The following is a 16,368-nucleotide window of genomic DNA, read 5'->3' as shown; positions in this document are numbered from 1 at the left end:
GTCCTCACCAGTTCCTGAATTTCGACGGCGGCGCATAGAGCCCGCCCGACCAGCGCACGAGATCCTTGATCGAGCGCGCCGCCAGCATGCTGCGATCCGCATCGAGCGGGTTGATGCCGAGATCCTCGGGGCGACGGATCACGCCGCGCTGGCGCAGGCGCTCGACCATGTTTCGGTCTCGCCCGCGGCCGACCTCGGTGTAGCCGGCCACGCCACGGATCGCCTGCTCGCGCTCCCCGGCATTGCGGCACAACAGCAGATTCGCAACGCCTTCTTCGGTAACGATGTGCGTGACGTCGTCGCCGTAGATCATGATGGGCGCGAGTTCGAGGTTCAGCTTCTCCGCGAGTTCGATCGCGTCGAGCTTCTCGACGAACAGCGGCACGTTCCTATCGCCGAAGGTCTCGCCGATCTGCACGACCAGCTTGCGGCCGCGGCGCAACAGGGCCGGACTGTCCGGGTCGGCCTCTCCCCCGGCCTTCAGCCAAGGCTCGCTCGGATGACGCCGCCCGCGGGCATCCGCCCCCATGTTCGGCGCGCCGCCGAAACCGGCGATACGCGAGGTGGTGACGGTCGATGAATTTCCCTGCAAGTCGATCTGCAGCGTGGAGCCGATGAACATGTCGCAGGCATAAAGCCCCGCGGTCTGGCAGAACGCGCGATTGGACCGGAGCGAGCCGTCCGGCCCGGTGAAATAGACGTCGGACCGGGCCCGAATGTACTCCTCCATGCCGACCTCGGAGCCGAAGGAATGGATCTGCTGCACCCAGCCGGATTCGATCGCGGGGATCAGCGCTGGATGCGGGTTCAATGCGAAATGGGTGGCAATTCTGCCCTTCAGGCCCAGCCTGTCGCCGAACGTCGGCAACAGAAGCTCAATCGCGGCCGTGCTGAAGCCGATCCCATGATTGAGCCGCCGCACGCCATAGGGCGCATAGATGCCCTTGATCGCAAGCATCGCGGTCAGGATCTGCCCTTCGGTGATCGCGGCAGGATCACGCGTGAAGAGAGGCTCGACGAAGAACGGCTTGTCAGCCTTGACGACGAAATGGACGCGGTCCGCTGGAATGTCGACGCGCGGCACTTGGTCGACAATCTCATTGACCTGGGCGATCAACACCCCGTCCTTGAACGCGGTCGCCTCCACCACGGTGGGCGTGTCCTCGGTGTTCGGGCCGGTGTAGAGATTTCCTTCGCGGTCGGCGCTGACCGCAGCGATCAGCGCGACGTGCGGAGTCAGGTCGATGAAGTAGCGGGCGAACAGTTCGAGATAGGTGTGGACCGCCCCCAGCTCGATCTTGCCGCCGAACAGCATATGCGCAATGCGCGCCGATTGCGGGCCCGAATAGGCATAGTCCAGCTTCCTGGCGACACCGCGGTCGAACAGATCGAGATGCTCGGGCAGCACGACGCCCGACTGCACCATGTGCAGATCGTTCACCTTGGAAAGATCGACAGCAAGAAGAGCACGGCTGAGCAGATCCGCCTGTTTTTGGTTGTCGCCTTCCAGGCAGACGCGGTCACCCGGCCGAATGACGGCCTCCAGCAGACGGGTCGCATCCCGCGCTTCCACGGTCTTGCCGCGCGCCAGCCTGGCACCGGCCTCGAGCCTGCTATCGCGCGCCTCGCGGTGATGCTGCCAGGTCGTCGTACTTTTTTCAGCGTTCGTCGACATCAACATGTGGAGTATCCTGGTCTGGCAGATTTGGTCATTCTGGCGGACGAGCCCTTCAGCAGATCCGCCAGAACTCGCGCATCGGTCCGATGCGTCAGCGGGCCGCCAATTTCTCGACGTTGCGGGCGGCGTTGGTGATGACGGCCGCGACTTCCTTGGGATGCGACTCGTAGACCGAGTGGCTGGCGCCCGGGACGACGGTTGTGTGGCTCTTGGCGCGCTCGTAGTACCAGCGCTCGAGATCGGGATTGATGATCTGGTCACCGCCGGCGACGATGCCCCAGCTCGGCTTTGTCTTCCATGCAGCCGCGGTCAGCGGCGTGCTGAACACTTGAGCGGCGGCGAGAACCTGGGACCGCGCGACGAACTCCGCCCGCTCGCGCGGCAGATCCGGCGCGAACAGCTTCGGGAATTCGACCGGGTTGAGATAGGTGAACTTGTCCGGCGTGACCTTGATAGCGCCCTCGGTCTTCGCGAGCACACTCGGCGTCTTCTTGCCCAGCGTCGATTCATCTTCACCGACATCGGGCGCGTGCGCGGCGACGTAGACGAGGCCTACGACTTTGGGGTGGACCCCGGCCTCGGTGATGATCGATCCGCCATAGCTGTGCCCGACCAGGAGCGTGGGACCGTCCTGGAGATCCAGAACCCGCTTCGCTGCCGTGACATCATCGGCAAACGACGTCTCCGGCTCCTGCACCATGCTGACGTGGAAGCCTTCCCTGGTCAGGATTTCGTAGACCGGCTTCCATCCGGATGCGTCCACCCAGGCGCCGTGCACCAGAACGATATTCTTCAGGGGCTCCGCGCTCGCCGGGACAGCGGCCGAGAGCAACGAAAAGGCGGCCGCAAAGGCCAGGCAGGCGGTGAGGCGTTTCATGTCAGATCACTCCAGGTTGGAATGATGCGACCCTAGTTTCGACGGTTGCCGGCGTATTTCCTCAAACAACCGTTCTTGCCACTTCGCACGCCCGCAAACGCTGGCGACGTGGATGGCTACTCGCGCCTCTTCCTCTCCTGCTCTATCTAAGGCGTGCACTTCAACGGATCGAGAGCCCACCATGCACACAGATAGTCACGACGTCCCGAAAGCCCGGATCGCTATCGTCACCGGCGGCAGCCGGCACGCCGACGATGATTCTGCATATGGAGATGGCTGCGGCAGTGTCGGGATGATGGTCATCCCGAAGTAGCAATGGCTTGAGTGCTGATCAGTCTTGCTTGTCAAGCAGCGTTCCCGTTGATCCAATGAGCGTCTGCCAACACCCTCATATATGGAGAGACGCATGAAGATCGATCTTTCGGGCAAAACGGCGCTAGTGACAGGTTCAACGTCCGGCATCGGATACGCCATTGCCAAAGGGTTGGCGGCGTCTGGCGCGAACGTCTTTATCAACGGGCGCAACCAGGACACGGTCGATGTATCCGTCCGCAAGCTGGACGGTGTCGGCGGCAAGGTGTGCGGCATTGCCGCCGATGTATCGACCGCGGGCGGCTGCAAGGCACTGGTGGCTGCGCTTCCCGAGGTGGACATCCTCATCAACAATGCCGGCATATTCGAGCCGAAAGGCTTTTTCGACATCCCTGACGAGGACTGGACCCGCTTCTTCGAGGTCAACGTCATGTCCGGCGTGCGCCTATCTCGCGCCTACCTGCGGAGCATGATGACACGCAACTGGGGACGCATCATCTTCATCTCGTCCGAGTCGGCGCTGAATATCCCAACCGAGATGATCCACTACGGCATGACCAAGACAGCGCAACTCGCGGTCGCGCGCGGCCTCGCGCAGATCGCCTGCGGCACCGGCGTCACCGTCAACTCCGTCCTGCCCGGACCGACCATGTCCGAGGGCGTCGAGACCTTCGTGAAAGATCTCGCCAGGCAGAACGGCCAATCGGTAGATGAGGCGGCGGCAAACTTCGTCAAGCAGCACCGCCCAAGTTCGCTGCTGCAGCGCTTCGCCAGCGTCGAGGAGATCGCCAACATGGTTGTCTATGTTGCTTCAAAGGAGGCTTCTGCTACTGACGGCGCGGCACTGCGGGCTGAAGGCGGCATTGTCAGCACCATCGCCTGAACCGTTGCGGCCGGCGGACGGCCCCGTTGCGCCGCGATCGACAAGGATCACGGCGCGGCGTCATGCGTTTTCATTGACGAGCCGCCGAATGCTTCAGGCCTCCTGAAACGAATGCCCGGGTCCGAATGCGTATGATCTGGGAGATGACTCAGCTCTGGCGGCGGCCGCGATACCGGCAGCAGAACCAGAGCACGGACGCCAACAAGCCAATCGGAACGGCAAGACCGCTTGCCCCCAGCCGTGTTGTCACCAGCCCGCCGACAGTGGCACCCAGCAGAAACATCAGGCAAATTGCAAGCATGGTTCTCGCGCCATGCAAGGCCTCGCGATCCGGCGCCGGAGCCAGTTGGTCGATGGCACGAAGCATGTTTCCGGTTACGGTGACCGAGAGGTACTTCCAGCGTTCGACCTGTCTGAAGCTCGCCGTTTGCAGCGCGACCCCAAAGGAGATCGCCACGATCGGAAGCGGTTCGGCAAATCGATGCAGCAACAGCGTCACCAGCGCCAGGCAGGCGATCTCGCCTACCAGACAAAGCAGTGGCGCCCGAATAAAAGTTGCTGCCGATGCGCCCGCGAGAAAGGCCAGTATCGGAGGAAAGTGATGCGCGGCCTGGTGCCATTGTCCCGACGCCGCATATAGTCCGAGGAACACGACATTTCCGGTCTGCGAATTCGCAAAGACGCCGCCGAGCGAAAGCCAGGTGAAGGCATCGAGGAAGCCCCCCGACATGCTTAGAAGGCATGCGACCGGAAGCGACTGTTCTGGCGCATAGGTGCCGGCCTGTCCTTCGGACAATCCCGAAGATGTCGCTTCCACAGCCATTTGCGCGATCTCACGCCGATCCACGATGTCGTCATCAGCTCGATCGATGTGGCCGTTGGCCACACCTCTCATTCCCCTGCCGGATGGCGCGCCTTGCACTCACGAATTCGGGCCCGTTCGGCCAGACTCGTACAGGAACCAGATGCGCCGTTCCGCCTCGTCTATCCAGTTCTCCAGGAGGCTTGCCGTTGCGACGTCGTCATATTCATCGCAGAGTTCGTGGACCCGCCGCATTTCCCGCGTCAGCTGCTGATTGTCGCTGCGCAGTTCCGCCAGCATGTCCTGTGGGTCGACGTATTCCGCATCGTTGTCGAGAATACGCTGTTCGCGTGCAATATGGCCTATCGACCGGATCGTTGTCCCGCCGATCTTGCGCGCGCGCTCGGCAATGTCGTCAGTCATGGCAAATATCTGGTCGGACTGCTCGTCCATCATGAGATGATAGTCGCGAAAGTGGCTGCCCGACACATGCCAGTGGAAATTCTTGGTTTTCAGATACAGCGCGAAAACGTCGGCCAGCAGCGCTCTCAGCGCGGCCGGGATGTCCCGATTCGCATTGGCTCCAAGATCTGTCGGGCTTTGGAGTTCTACTCTGCTCATCGTCGGTATCCTTGTTGCAGGTTGGGAAGTTCTGGTAGCGCGCCACACGATGTGGTCTTTCTGGCCCAAACGCGTTTTCAAATTACGTGCGCGCGATGCCGCCGAGCGCGCAGCGCCTTCACTCTGCGGGCGTCGTCCTGTCCAGGAGCGGCAGGGGTGCGATCGTCTCGAATACGCCGTCGCGCCGGATCAATGCGTGGAACAGCCCTGCGGCCAGATGCAGCAGCGCCAGTGCGAAGAATGCAAATCCCAGATAGACGTGGGCATTCCAGAGCAGCGTGTGCATGCCATCGCTCCGCGGCAGCAGCGCCGGAATTTGAACCCCGCCATACAGGACGATCGGATAGTCCGCTGCCCAAAGCATCCCGAGGCCCAGCAGCGGCATGACGATCATCAGCGCATACAGCATCTGGTGCGACAATCTTGCGCCGAGCTTCATTACTTTCGGCAGATCGGCCGGCAAGGGCGGTGCGCCATAGTACAGCCGCAGCGCCAGCCGGATCAGAACCAGCGCCAGGAGAACGAGGCCCAGCGTCTTGTGGATGAGGACGAGCGCCAGATATTTCGGCGTAACCGTAGACACCATGCCCACGCCGATGAAAAGCATGGCGAAGATGCAAGCCGCCATCAGCCAGTGCAGCAGCCGTTGAAGCAGGGCAAAACGATGGGGAGGATTGGTCATGGCTTGCCGCCCTCGGTTCGCGGATAGTCCTTGGCTTCGGCCGCGCGCAAATCATAGGATTTGCGATAGACCGATGAGCGCGCGGCGGGGAAAGGATCGTCCGAGACTCGGATGCCCGGCGGCAGGACAGTCGGATCGAAGTTGATGTCACGGCAAGGACCATCCCGCTCCGGCTCGATCCGGTGCACGACCAGGGTTCCGACCTGAACCGTGCGACGGCCCTTCGGCCAGGCCTTGCTCGGATCGGCAGTGGGATCGCCCGGATCGGCCACGGTGATGACCAGGGTCCACGTTTGCGGACCGGCGGCCCAAACCCGTTCCTTGATCTCTTGCTCGAGAAAATCCGGGCCGCGCTTGTCGAGGTCGGCTTGTGAAATCAGAATCGGCTGTGCCGACGGCAGGAGCGACCATCGCACCGCGTGATCGCTGCCGTTCGCATCCGTGAAGATGAAGCTGTTAAGGCTGTTGTACGCCTCTTCCGCATAACTGTCGGTCCAGGGCGCCGTCTTGGCCCAGGCCGCGAACGCTGCAAACTCCGGATTTGCACTGGCAAATGCCTTCACCGCCTCAGGATCCTTGCTGGCCGATGCAAGCAGCATTTCGTGAAATGCCTGGGGCGTGGAAACCGGGAAGACCGGCAGGTTGATCATCGCGGTGCGCCACTCCTCGCCGTCCGCCGTCGAGATCAGCAGCCCCATGCCGCGGACGCGCACGGTCGCATCCACCGCATTCGGATCGGCCGTGCCAAGATTGAAGCGGCCCATGGCGGGGTATCTACCTTGCGCGAGGACATTGGCTTTAGAGAGCTCTACGCCGTTGCCGTTCGCCTCGAACACGCCGGTGAAACAGATTCCCTTGGCATGGTTTCGCCGGTGCCCTAGCGGCGCGCCGCTCGGTGGCGTCAGCGCCTCGATCATCCGCTCCGGCGTGAGACGTCCGGGCGAGAGCCAGCCTGCGGTGTATGCGAAGGCGGCGGCGACGCCTCCGAGAAGGGCCGCGATCAGGACGAGCGATCCAAGGCCCGAGCGCGGTAGTTTGCCTGGCTGGTTCATTCCGTCTCCTTGTGATGCGCGAGCCGCTTTGGTGATTGGATGTCTGCGATCCGTCTGTCGAAAGGCATGGCTTCCTTGTAGCGGGCCACCGCAGCATCGATCTTCTCAACCGCACCTGCAATTTCGAGAAGGCACGTCGGGCAGACTCGGGATCTGCATCCCATCATGTGGGTTTGTCGGATCGCGCGGGGCGTGCCCAATTCAGTGGACAAGCGCCACATCGACGAATCTGCCTGGATAACCCTCCATCGAGACTGTCCCGTCACCGGAGCCGGGCCTTTTCGAAAACTTTCGTGCTTTTTGGGAATCGCTCTCAACGATCGAAAGACCCACCCAGCGCGGCACTCTATTTCCAGATGCTCTTCGCTCAAAAGGCGGCGAGTCGCATCACGAAACGATACGGCTATGCCTTGAGGGGGCTGCCTATGGCGGAGACTTTGGATGCGATTGGGGATCGAATGAGTAAAGTGATCATCATCACGGGAGCCGCAAACGAAATCGGAAGAAGCATCTGCGAGGAGCTGGCGCAGGCGGGGCACACGGTCTATGTTTCAACGCGAGAAACCAACGACCGCAACGCACGTCGCGCTGAGGAAATCAGAGCAGACGCCCGCCAGCATGGCGTCGATTTACGCACGATCGAGTTCGACGTTTCTTCGGAAGCCTCCGTGAGTTTGGCCATCGAGACCATCATTGCCGAAAATGGCCGCCTGGACGTCATCGTGCACAACGCCGGGCAAGTGGTTTACGGACCGGCGGAGTCCTTCACGCCGGAGCAACTCGCCGAGCTTTACGATGCCAACGTGCTGAGCACGCAGCGTGTCAATCGAGCGGCATTGCCTCAATTGCGTAAACAGGGACAGGGCCTGCTCATATGGATCACGTCGAGTAGCGCGCGAGGCGGCTCGGTGCCTTTCCTCGGTGCCTATGCTTCGTCAAAAGCGGCGCTGGATGCGCTGGCATTGGGCTACGCCGGCGAGCTCGCACGTTGGGGCATCGAGACGACGATCGTCGTTCCCGGCGCGCTCGGGCCCGGCCACTATGTGCGCTCTGGCAGGCCGGCCGACACCATTCGGGCGGAAGAGTACGCGGATGGTCCGACCGCCGACGTGAGCGAAATCGCACTTTCCGGCCTCGCAGAGCTTTCGCCCAGGGATACGGCCCCGCAAGACGTCGCGAGTGCAATCGTGAACGTCGTCGACACGCCGTTCGGACAGCGTCCGCTTCGGATTCATTTCGGGCTGGACGATGATGGGGCTGCTGTCGTCGACGCAGTCGCCGATCGCATTCGGGCAGAACTGCTTCGCCGGATCGGTCTTCCAGACATTCTCAAGCCGACGATTATCGGATAGACTAAGCCTGTCTCTCAAATATGCGGCGTCGGCCTGGATGAGCAACCCGTCTGGAGCATCGAGATCGCGGCGATCTCGCGCATATGGCGCGGAGTTTTCCGATTGCTTTGGGATGCCCTCTCCGCCGACACATCAACGAACCCTGCGCCGCGGGCTTCTTGCCGTCACCGAACTGCAGTTCGACAAACCGATCGAGCAGAGCGCCTCGCTGGGATATGATGACGCGTTCCTCGTGTCGGTGTTTCTCAAGGACATCGTTGATCACGAGTGCTGGTATAACGGCCGCCCCGTCCCTGTCGAGACCTGGGATGCGGGCAAGACCTACGTTTTCGATCTGAGCAAGGCGAAGGAGCTCCTCGAACGATCGAACCTCACATTGGCGGAAGTCGCCGCACTCTGCGGCTTCTCGAGCCAGAGCCATCTCAACGCTGCGCTCAAGCAGTACGCCGGCTGAGCCCCGGACGCTGGCGCCGCACATTCAGCCATCGTCCGATGATCCCGGGAATTAGCCGCCAGGCTCGACGTCTCGCGAACATTGAATGGCGGCGGTTTTGGTCCTTTTCCGTAATCCGGGACTGTTTTCTGAAAAATTGGGACATTTGTCCGAACTGGCATGTCCACCGGGGCGAAAGTGACGCACGAGTCATGCGCTAGCGATCCTTTACCCAGATACTGTCGGATGTTACGTTTGAGGCTGCCGCTACGTTCACAAGCCTTGGTGCGCTCCCAGGCTTTGGTCGCTCCCAAGTCATGGAACGTAACAAGTCGGCTGTCGGGTCGAGATCCCCCAAAAATGGACTCCCGCTGGCGAAGCAGTAACACGACGACCATTGCTGGACATTCGGCCCAAGATATCTTCGTCTTTGGGCCGTTTCGCCTGCATGCCGCACAGAGGCGGATCGAAAGAGATGGCAGCCCGATCCAGCTGTCGGATCGTGCGTTCGACATTCTGCTGACGCTGGTCCTCCAGGCAGGCACCGTCGTCAGCAAGAGCGATCTGATGGCCAAGGCGTGGCCTGACGCCAGCGTTGATGAAGGCAGCCTGCGCGTCCACGTCGCGGCACTTCGCAAGGCGCTCGGGGACGGCAACGCCGGCGCCAAATATCTGAGCACGGTCTCCGGACAGGGCTACTGCTTCGTCGGCCCGGTGTCGCGCACGGAAAGCGCAGAGCCCGCGCCGGTCAAGTCCACCCTCGCTCACGGCCACAACCTGCCAGCACATTCGCGACGGATGACCGGACGGGAGCAGGCCATCGGAGACATATCCGAAAAGCTGAAGACCCAGCGTTTCGTTACCATCGTTGGCCCTGGCGGCATCGGCAAGACGACGGTCGCTGTTTCCACAGGCCATGCCCTGCTCGCGGAGTTTGCCGGTCAGGTCCACTTTCTCAGCCTCGGCGAGATCGGCGACGCCGCTCTCGTACCCAGCATCGCCGCATCCGCGCTTGGGCTGCCGGCTCAATCAAACGATCTCTCCGGCAGCCTGGCGGCATTCCTGCGCGACAGGCGAATGCTGCTGATTCTGGACTGCTGTGAGCATGTCATCGAGACGGCGGCGGCACTGGCCGAACGGCTTTACAAAGAGGCGCCGGAGCTGCACATCCTGGCCACGAGCCGCGAGTTGCTGCGTGTCGAAGGCGAGCACCTACATCGTCTGCCGCCCCTGACAAGCCCGCCGGAAGACGCCGGTCTGACGGCTGCGAACGCGCTCGCCTACCCTGCCGTCGAACTCTTCGTGGAGCGCGCGACTGCCGGGGGTGGCGAGTTCGAGTTGACAGATGCGAATGCGTCGGATGTCGGCAACCTCTGCCGCCGGCTCGACGGCATCCCGCTTGCAATCGAGCTCACCGCAGGTCACGTCTGCACATACGGCGTCAAATCCATGCTCGAACTGCTCGACAAGCATTTCAATCTGCTGTGGGAGGGCCGACGCACCGCACTGCCCCGACACCGGACGCTGCGGGCAACGATCGAATGGAGTTACAATCTCCTCTCCGAGCCGGAGCGTGTGATCCTCAGCCGGCTGTCCGTGTTCGTCGGCAACTTTACCCTGGAAGCCGCCCGATCGATCGCCGCCTCCGAAGAGACCGACGATGACGCGATCATGGCAACCCTCCCCAGCCTGGTCGCCAAGTCGATGCTGGCGCTGAACACAGGCGCGCCATCGACGCGCTACAGGCTTCTGGACACGACCCGGGCCTACGCGCAGGAGAAACTTGCCGCCGGGGCGGACGGCCGGATGATGTCGCAACGCCACGCCTCCTACTTTCTTGGTCTGCTTGAAAGCATAGGTGGCGAGACGGACCAACATCTATCGACGATCGCTGATCAGGTCGCCAACATACGCGGCGCGCTGACATGGTGCTTCTCGGATCAAGGAGACCGCAGAACCGGCGTGGCCCTCGCTGCGGCATCGATACCTCTGTTCTTCAAGCTGTCGCTTTTGGCTGAATGCCAGCTCTGGGTCATGCGCGCCATTGAAGCGCTCGATGAAACGGCCGGGAACGTCAGGCAAGACCTCGCACTTCACGCCGCGCTGGGATCGGCCCGCCTGCTCACGGGACAGATCGACGATTTCGGTGTTGCCTGCCTCAACCGGGCGCTTGGGCTGGCCGAGAAGACCGGCGACGTGCCCAGTCAGATCGGCCTGATCGACCGGCTCCATCTGCTCCAATTGTTCGCCGGCAACTTCGACGACTCATTGAAGACCGCCAAACGAGGCGAGGTCGTTGCCATCGCCAGCGAAGACCCCGCCGCCGTGGCGCGCATGCGCGTATCGCTGAGCATTTCCTGCCACTATCTTGGCGACGTTGCCGCCTCGCGCTCGTACATCGAAGCCGCCTTGTCGCATCCGAGCCTGGAAGCCAAAATCCATGGCGGCCTGCCTCTCGACTATACCGGGCGTGCTCACATCACCCTTGCCCGCATTCTCTGGCTTCAGGGATATCCCGATCAGGCCACGGAAACGGCGCGCAGAACCATCTCCCACGTGATCACCATGAACCATCCGATCATGCTCTGCAGAGCGCTGCTCTCGGCATTCGATGTCTTCTATTGGAACGAGGAGCTGGAGAACTACGAAGAGCACATTGACAGGATCGTTGTTGAGACCCGCAGACACAGCCTCCTTACCCTCCAAATCGTCGGCGAGGCCATGAAAGGAATCGCGCTGTTGGCGCGGGGCGAGGCCGGTCTTGGGCTCGCCATGCTGAAAGATTCGGTCGAGAAGCTGCAGAGCCAACGTTTCGGCGCAGTAGCCGGGCTTTGCGTACCGCTCGCGGCAGCTTTGGCGGCGACCGATCACGACAATGAAGCACTGGACACGATTGATCGGGCGATTGCCCAGGCCCGACATTGTAACTTCATGATGGAAATGCCCGACATGATGCGGGCAAGGGCGGAAGTGCTGATGCGCAAGCGCAACCCGGATTTCCCGCAAGCGGAGCGGAGCCTGAAGCAATCGCTTGAGCTGGCCCGATGTCAGGGTACGCTGGGTTATGAACTGCGTACCGCGATCAGCCTCGCGAGGCTGTGGCTGCGGCAAGGCCGCCGCGAAGAAGCGCTGGACATGCTCGCGCCGATCCATGGGCGATTTACCGAGGGATTCCACACACGCGGCCTGAGGGCGGCCGGCGAATTGCTCGCGGAACTGGGCTCTCCACGTTCGGGCTCGTTCGCGGCCCATTGATCCGCGGCAGGCGCGCATGCGGCACCTTCGCCGTCGACGATTACACCGGCGCACGTTCGATCGTCGCACACGGCGCAAACCATTCCTGCCTCAATCCCGTTTGAGCCCGATCGATTTGATGACGGGAGCCAAACGGCCCAGCTCGTCTTCGACCAACTGCTGAAATTTGTCCGGGCTTGAATTGATGTCCGGCTCCAATCCTTGCGAACGGTAGGTTTCCTGCAGAGCCGGAGCGGCCATAGCCGTGCGGGTTGCCGCGGCGATCCGATCCACGATTGCATCCGGAGTTGCTTTGGGCGCAAATAAGCCAAACCAGCCGGCATATTTGAGGTCCGGCATGCCGGATTCGATGACAGTCGGAATCTCCGGCGCGCTGTTCAACCGCTCCTCGCTCGTCACGGCGAGTATTCGCAGCGTGCCCGCCTCGTGCAATTGCAGGAGCTGGCTCGAGACAACGGCGATGATCGACGAGATCTGGCCACCGATCAGGTCGTTGGTTGCGGGCCCCATGCCCCGATAGGGGACATGGACGAAGTCCGCCGCGATACCGAACTGTAGTTTGAACATCTCGCCGACAAGATGATTGCCGGTGCCGACTCCCGGCGTCCCATAGGAAAGTTTGCCGGGATTGGCCTTCGCGTAAGCGACCAGCTCCTGCAGGTTCTTGACCGGCAGTGAAGGATGAACTGCGACAGCAAGCGTGCTGGTGATCAGGCGATAAATCGCCCGGAAATCGCGGACCGTGTCGTAGGCAGGATGCGCCGAGGACAACGGAATCATCACCTGGGTGCTGCCGTTGCCAAGCAGAAGCGAATAGCCGTCGGCCGCACTTTGCGCCACGACGGACGAACCGATCGCGCCGCCGGCGCCGCCAATATTCTCGATGTAGGTTGGGCCCAGCAACGGCGCGATCGCGTTGGCCCACGGCCGGCCGATCTGGTCACCAGCGGCGCCGGCCGTATAAGGGATTACCAGCCTGATAGGGCGAGAGGGGTAATCATCGGCGGTTGCGCAGCCCGGCCATGCGACCAACGCGGCGACACACGCAGCCGTTTCAAGGAGTTCTCGCCGTGACAAAAGGTACATTCTTCCCTTCAGAGACCTGCGTTGATCACCTTACAATAGCGAAGCACGAGAAAACACCGCTCATGGAGTCCGCTGCCCTGCATCGACAACATGGCAAGCGCCGCTGAGAGACGGCTCGCGTGTCGCCACGGCTGCCGTGGGATGCGGCGCTCCGCGAAGCCTCACGCACCCGATTGTATAGGTCGGGCGCTGCCTCCGGGCACCGCCGTTCGAACCTACCCGGTCGAAAGCTGCCCCATCATCGTTCTCGCGCATCTCATATCCGATGTCTCGAAACCCTCGGTGAATTTCCCGTATGCGGAAGCGAGAATGTGACGTGCGTCGGCGGGACGGTCCTGACTGATCCTCAATCGCGCAAGGCTGATCGCCGTTCTTAGCTCCCAAAACAGCGCGCCCTGGCTGCGTGCCACCGCGAACGCTTTGTCGAAGGCCTGTTCGGCCGAAGCAACAGAGCGATACTCGCCAGCGTGCAGCAATAGTTCACCTCTGATGCGCAGGAGCTCGGCCTCGTACCACCGTTCGTCCCTCGCCTCGCATCGCGCAAGCGCCTCGTCGACCGTGACAAGCCCCTGCGACACCTCGCCGGCCTCGCCAAGGCATGCCGCCAGTTCGCCCAGCGGAAGCAGGAAGCGCGGCAAGAATCGTGCATCGCCCGCCAGCTCAAGCGCCTTGCGCAGCACAGGCAGTCCGGCAGTGACGGAGCCGCGTCGCGCCATCACCACGCCTCTGAAGGCACGCGCCCACACGTTCCACAGGCGGATCGGGTGACGTTCGGTGTGCTCGATCAGCAATGTGCAGTAGCGCTCCGCAGCGTCGAGATCACCGGCAAAGAAAGTGATTGGGCAGGCGCCCTGCCCCAGCACGCTGCAGAATGTCAGGGCGTGACCGCTCGCACGGCCTTCCTCGATGTTGTGCTCGACGACGCTCAATGCCTGATCCGCCAATCCAAGCAGCCACAGGATGCGGGCGTGGAAATAGTGCGCCGAGGCCCGCAGGTCGAACCGAAAACGGATGAGCTGCGGCTTCGGCGACAGATCCGCAAGGGACGACAAGGTCCGCGTAATGTGGTGATGCGCCAGCCTCTGATCACCGAGATAATGAAGCGTGGTGGCGAAAAGCCGGTCGGCCATCATCCGGTCGACGGAATTGCTGGAATCCGCCACGACCGCAGCGAAGCGGTGCGCGAATTCAAGCGCCTTGCGAAACTCGCCATTGTTGAATTGATCGATGCACAGCCCCCAAAGAGCACGCAACCGATAATCGCTGTCACCGAGTTGCTCGGCGAGTTGCAGGGTCGCAGCCCAGGCAGGACCGGCTTCCCGAGCCCTTCCAACACCGTACATCAGCGACCAGCCACGTGCGGCCGACAATTGCATGCGCAGCCGCATTGCGTTCGTGGCGGTCTCATCAAGGTTTGCCAGCGCCAGCTCGGTCCACTCGCGGCATTCTGCGAGCAGCGACAATTGCGCCCATAGCGGCACCGCCGCGGCGGTCAACGCCGCGCCGATCTGCGCGCCTCCGCCGCGCGAGAATGCCCAATCAAGACTGGTGCGTACGTTGTCGATGTGCCGGCCATAGATAGCAAGCCACTCCGCCTGCGGTTTCAGCTCGCTATCGGCTTCTGCACTGGCGAAGAAACCGCAATAATATTCCGCGTGACGGCGGGCCGCGTCGGGATATTCGCCGCTCGCATGCAGCTTCTCCAACGCATAAGCGCGCGTCGAATCCAGCAGGCGATAATAAGGGTGGTCCCCGCGAATGTCGGCAACAACGAGCGACTTGGCCACCAGATTGGTAAGCTGACCGGTGACATCACTCCTGTGATCGCCGGCGACCGCAATCACCGCATCGAGCAGGAAATCTCCGGCGAATATGCCGAGCTGCCGCAGAACCCACGCCTCGGCTTCCGGGAGCAGGTCGTAACTCCAGTCGAGCGTCGCGCGAAGCGTCTGCTGTCTGGGCACCGCAGTGCGCCGACCGGTCGTCAGGAATTTGAACCTGTCGTCGAGAAGTGCCGCGATTTTCGGCGGACTGAGCATCACGGTACGCGCGGCGGCAAACTCGATCGCGAGCGGAATGCCGTCCAGCCGCCGGCAAATCGCCGCGACGGCCCCCAGGTTTTCTTCGTTGCGCGCGAAATTGGAACCGAGCGCTTGCGCCCTGGTCATGAACAATTCTACCGCGGTGTGCTCAAATACGGCGTCGGGCGCAAGCCGGGCTTCGGGCGGCACGCCCAGCGCAGGAACGCGATAGACGTGCTCGCCATCGATACGCAGCGCTTCGCGGCTGGTTGCAATGATGGTCGTCTCGGGACAGCGGCCGACGATCGTTTCCGTCAGCCTGGCCACAGCATCGACGACATGCTCGCAATTGTCGAGGATAAGCAGCAGTTGCCGGGCGCCGATGGCGCGCGCGACGGATTCCGGTGAAATCTCCTCGCCTTCCAGTTTGATGCCGAGCACACCGGCGGCGGCCGACGGAACGAGTTCGGGATTGGACAGGGAGGCCAGTTCGATCAGCAATCGATCAGCCGCAAAGTCGGCCGGCGGCGATCTGGCGGCCTGTAGCGCTAGCGCTGTCTTGCCGATTCCCCCCGGCCCGACGAGGCTCACGATCCGATAGGCTGACAGTAGCTCCCACAGATGCGCGATCGCGGCGGTGCGGCCGATGAGATCGAACCTCGCCATGGGAATGTTGGTCGACGGCGGCAACTCGGGCGCGGCAGATTGAAGCGGCGCCTCCACATGGCGGATCCGCCATGCCCCCAGCAGGCGATAGCCACGGCCGACCATCGTGCCCAGCATGTCGCGATCGGGGCCGAAGGCCTTGCGGATCGCCGCGATATGCACCCGAAGCGCGCTCTCCTCGACGAAGACCCCCCGCCACACCCGCTCCGCCAGGTCGTTCTTGGATACCAGATCGCCCCCCGCCTGGACTAATTCCGCAAGAATTTCAAAGGCCCGTCCTCCCAACGGAACGGGCTTCCCCATGGAGCGCAATTCTCGTCTGGCAAGATCGATTGCCCATTCCGCGCATACGTAGACAGGGCGCTGGCCTTGCCCAGCCATCATTGGGATAACCCTAAGCAATTTCTAAGTTTCTGCCCGTACCATCAGCCCTCAAACAGAAAAAGCAATTCGCCCAAAGACAGAGGTGACCTGCAATCCGGCACCGATTTGCCGGACGACATGCCGAGCCAAGAAGTGTGGCCAAGAGCCGAGCCAGTAACCACCCTGCAGGCCTTCGCTTCGCGCCCACGATGCGCAGCGACAGCGCTGCATTCATGATCGATAGCTGGAAGGTCGCCCAGCGTCGAGCCCCGGTCAACGCGGCAC

Annotated in this window: 12 protein-coding genes; 4 read left to right on the top strand and 8 right to left on the bottom strand. The window is 62.2% G+C overall.

Features of this window, described 5'->3' with window-relative positions:
* Window positions 1-4: 4 nt before the first annotated feature.
* Together mdcA and GWE18_RS02680 are read right to left on the bottom strand one after the other, a co-directional pair.
* Window positions 5-1,675: a malonate decarboxylase subunit alpha gene (gene mdcA, locus GWE18_RS02685; protein WP_275184658.1), complete on the bottom strand. Its 1,671-nt coding sequence runs from the start codon at window positions 1,673-1,675 to the stop codon at window positions 5-7.
* A 94-nt stretch (window positions 1,676-1,769) separates the two neighbouring features.
* Window positions 1,770-2,555 (bottom strand): alpha/beta hydrolase, encoded by a 786-nt coding sequence (locus GWE18_RS02680; RefSeq protein ID WP_275184241.1) that lies wholly within the window; start codon window positions 2,553-2,555, stop codon window positions 1,770-1,772.
* Window positions 2,556-2,961: 406 nt separating this feature from the next.
* Here GWE18_RS02680 and GWE18_RS02675 point away from each other — a divergent pair, with 406 nt between their 5' ends.
* Window positions 2,962-3,750: an SDR family oxidoreductase gene (locus GWE18_RS02675; RefSeq protein WP_275184240.1), complete on the top strand. Its 789-nt coding sequence runs from the start codon at window positions 2,962-2,964 to the stop codon at window positions 3,748-3,750.
* Between the two features lie 148 nt (window positions 3,751-3,898).
* Here GWE18_RS02675 and GWE18_RS02670 read toward each other — a convergent pair whose 3' ends face one another.
* The 4 genes from GWE18_RS02670 to GWE18_RS02655 form a co-directional block, all read right to left on the bottom strand.
* Entirely contained in the window at window positions 3,899-4,636 is a 738-nt protein-coding gene (locus tag GWE18_RS02670) for a YoaK family protein (protein ID WP_275184239.1), read from the bottom strand.
* Between the two features lie 36 nt (window positions 4,637-4,672).
* Entirely contained in the window at window positions 4,673-5,173 is a 501-nt protein-coding gene (locus GWE18_RS02665) for a DNA starvation/stationary phase protection protein (protein WP_275184657.1), read from the bottom strand.
* Window positions 5,174-5,291: 118 nt separating this feature from the next.
* Window positions 5,292-5,855 (bottom strand): cytochrome b/b6 domain-containing protein, encoded by a 564-nt coding sequence (locus tag GWE18_RS02660; RefSeq protein WP_275184238.1) that lies wholly within the window; start codon window positions 5,853-5,855, stop codon window positions 5,292-5,294.
* The gene (locus tag GWE18_RS02655) at window positions 5,852-6,907 is read right to left on the bottom strand and encodes a catalase family peroxidase (RefSeq protein WP_275184237.1); all 1,056 of its coding nucleotides are present in this window, start codon (window positions 6,905-6,907) and stop codon (window positions 5,852-5,854) included. Before GWE18_RS02655 ends, GWE18_RS02660 begins: the two co-directional genes overlap by 4 nt.
* Before the next feature lie 458 nt (window positions 6,908-7,365).
* On the opposite strand from GWE18_RS02655, the gene GWE18_RS02650 reads away from it, so the two are divergent.
* The 3 genes from GWE18_RS02650 to GWE18_RS02640 all read left to right on the top strand — a co-directional run bounded on the left by GWE18_RS02650 (window position 7,366) and on the right by GWE18_RS02640 (window position 11,947).
* Window positions 7,366-8,259: an SDR family oxidoreductase gene (locus GWE18_RS02650; RefSeq protein WP_275184656.1), complete on the top strand. Its 894-nt coding sequence runs from the start codon at window positions 7,366-7,368 to the stop codon at window positions 8,257-8,259.
* A 112-nt stretch (window positions 8,260-8,371) separates the two neighbouring features.
* Window positions 8,372-8,713: an AraC family transcriptional regulator gene (locus GWE18_RS02645; protein ID WP_275184236.1), complete on the top strand. Its 342-nt coding sequence runs from the start codon at window positions 8,372-8,374 to the stop codon at window positions 8,711-8,713.
* A gap of 159 nt (window positions 8,714-8,872) precedes the next feature.
* Window positions 8,873-11,947, top strand: a complete 3,075-nt coding sequence (locus GWE18_RS02640; RefSeq protein WP_275184235.1) for a winged helix-turn-helix domain-containing protein — start codon at window positions 8,873-8,875, stop codon at window positions 11,945-11,947.
* Between the two features lie 90 nt (window positions 11,948-12,037).
* On the opposite strand, the gene GWE18_RS02635 is transcribed toward GWE18_RS02640, so the two are convergent.
* On the bottom strand, window positions 12,038-13,033 hold the full coding sequence (locus GWE18_RS02635; RefSeq protein WP_275184234.1) for a tripartite tricarboxylate transporter substrate binding protein: 996 nt from the start codon (window positions 13,031-13,033) through the stop codon (window positions 12,038-12,040).
* Window positions 13,034-13,248: 215 nt separating this feature from the next.
* On the bottom strand, window positions 13,249-16,023 hold the full coding sequence (locus tag GWE18_RS02630; protein WP_275184233.1) for a winged helix-turn-helix domain-containing protein: 2,775 nt from the start codon (window positions 16,021-16,023) through the stop codon (window positions 13,249-13,251).
* Window positions 16,024-16,368 lie beyond the last annotated feature (345 nt).

Source organism: Bradyrhizobium sp. CSA112 (genome assembly GCF_029051645.1).
In the GTDB taxonomy this organism is placed as follows: domain Bacteria; phylum Pseudomonadota; class Alphaproteobacteria; order Rhizobiales; family Xanthobacteraceae; genus Bradyrhizobium.
Note: the sequence above shows the minus strand (reverse complement) of the source record. Positions and strands in the feature narration are given on the sequence as shown.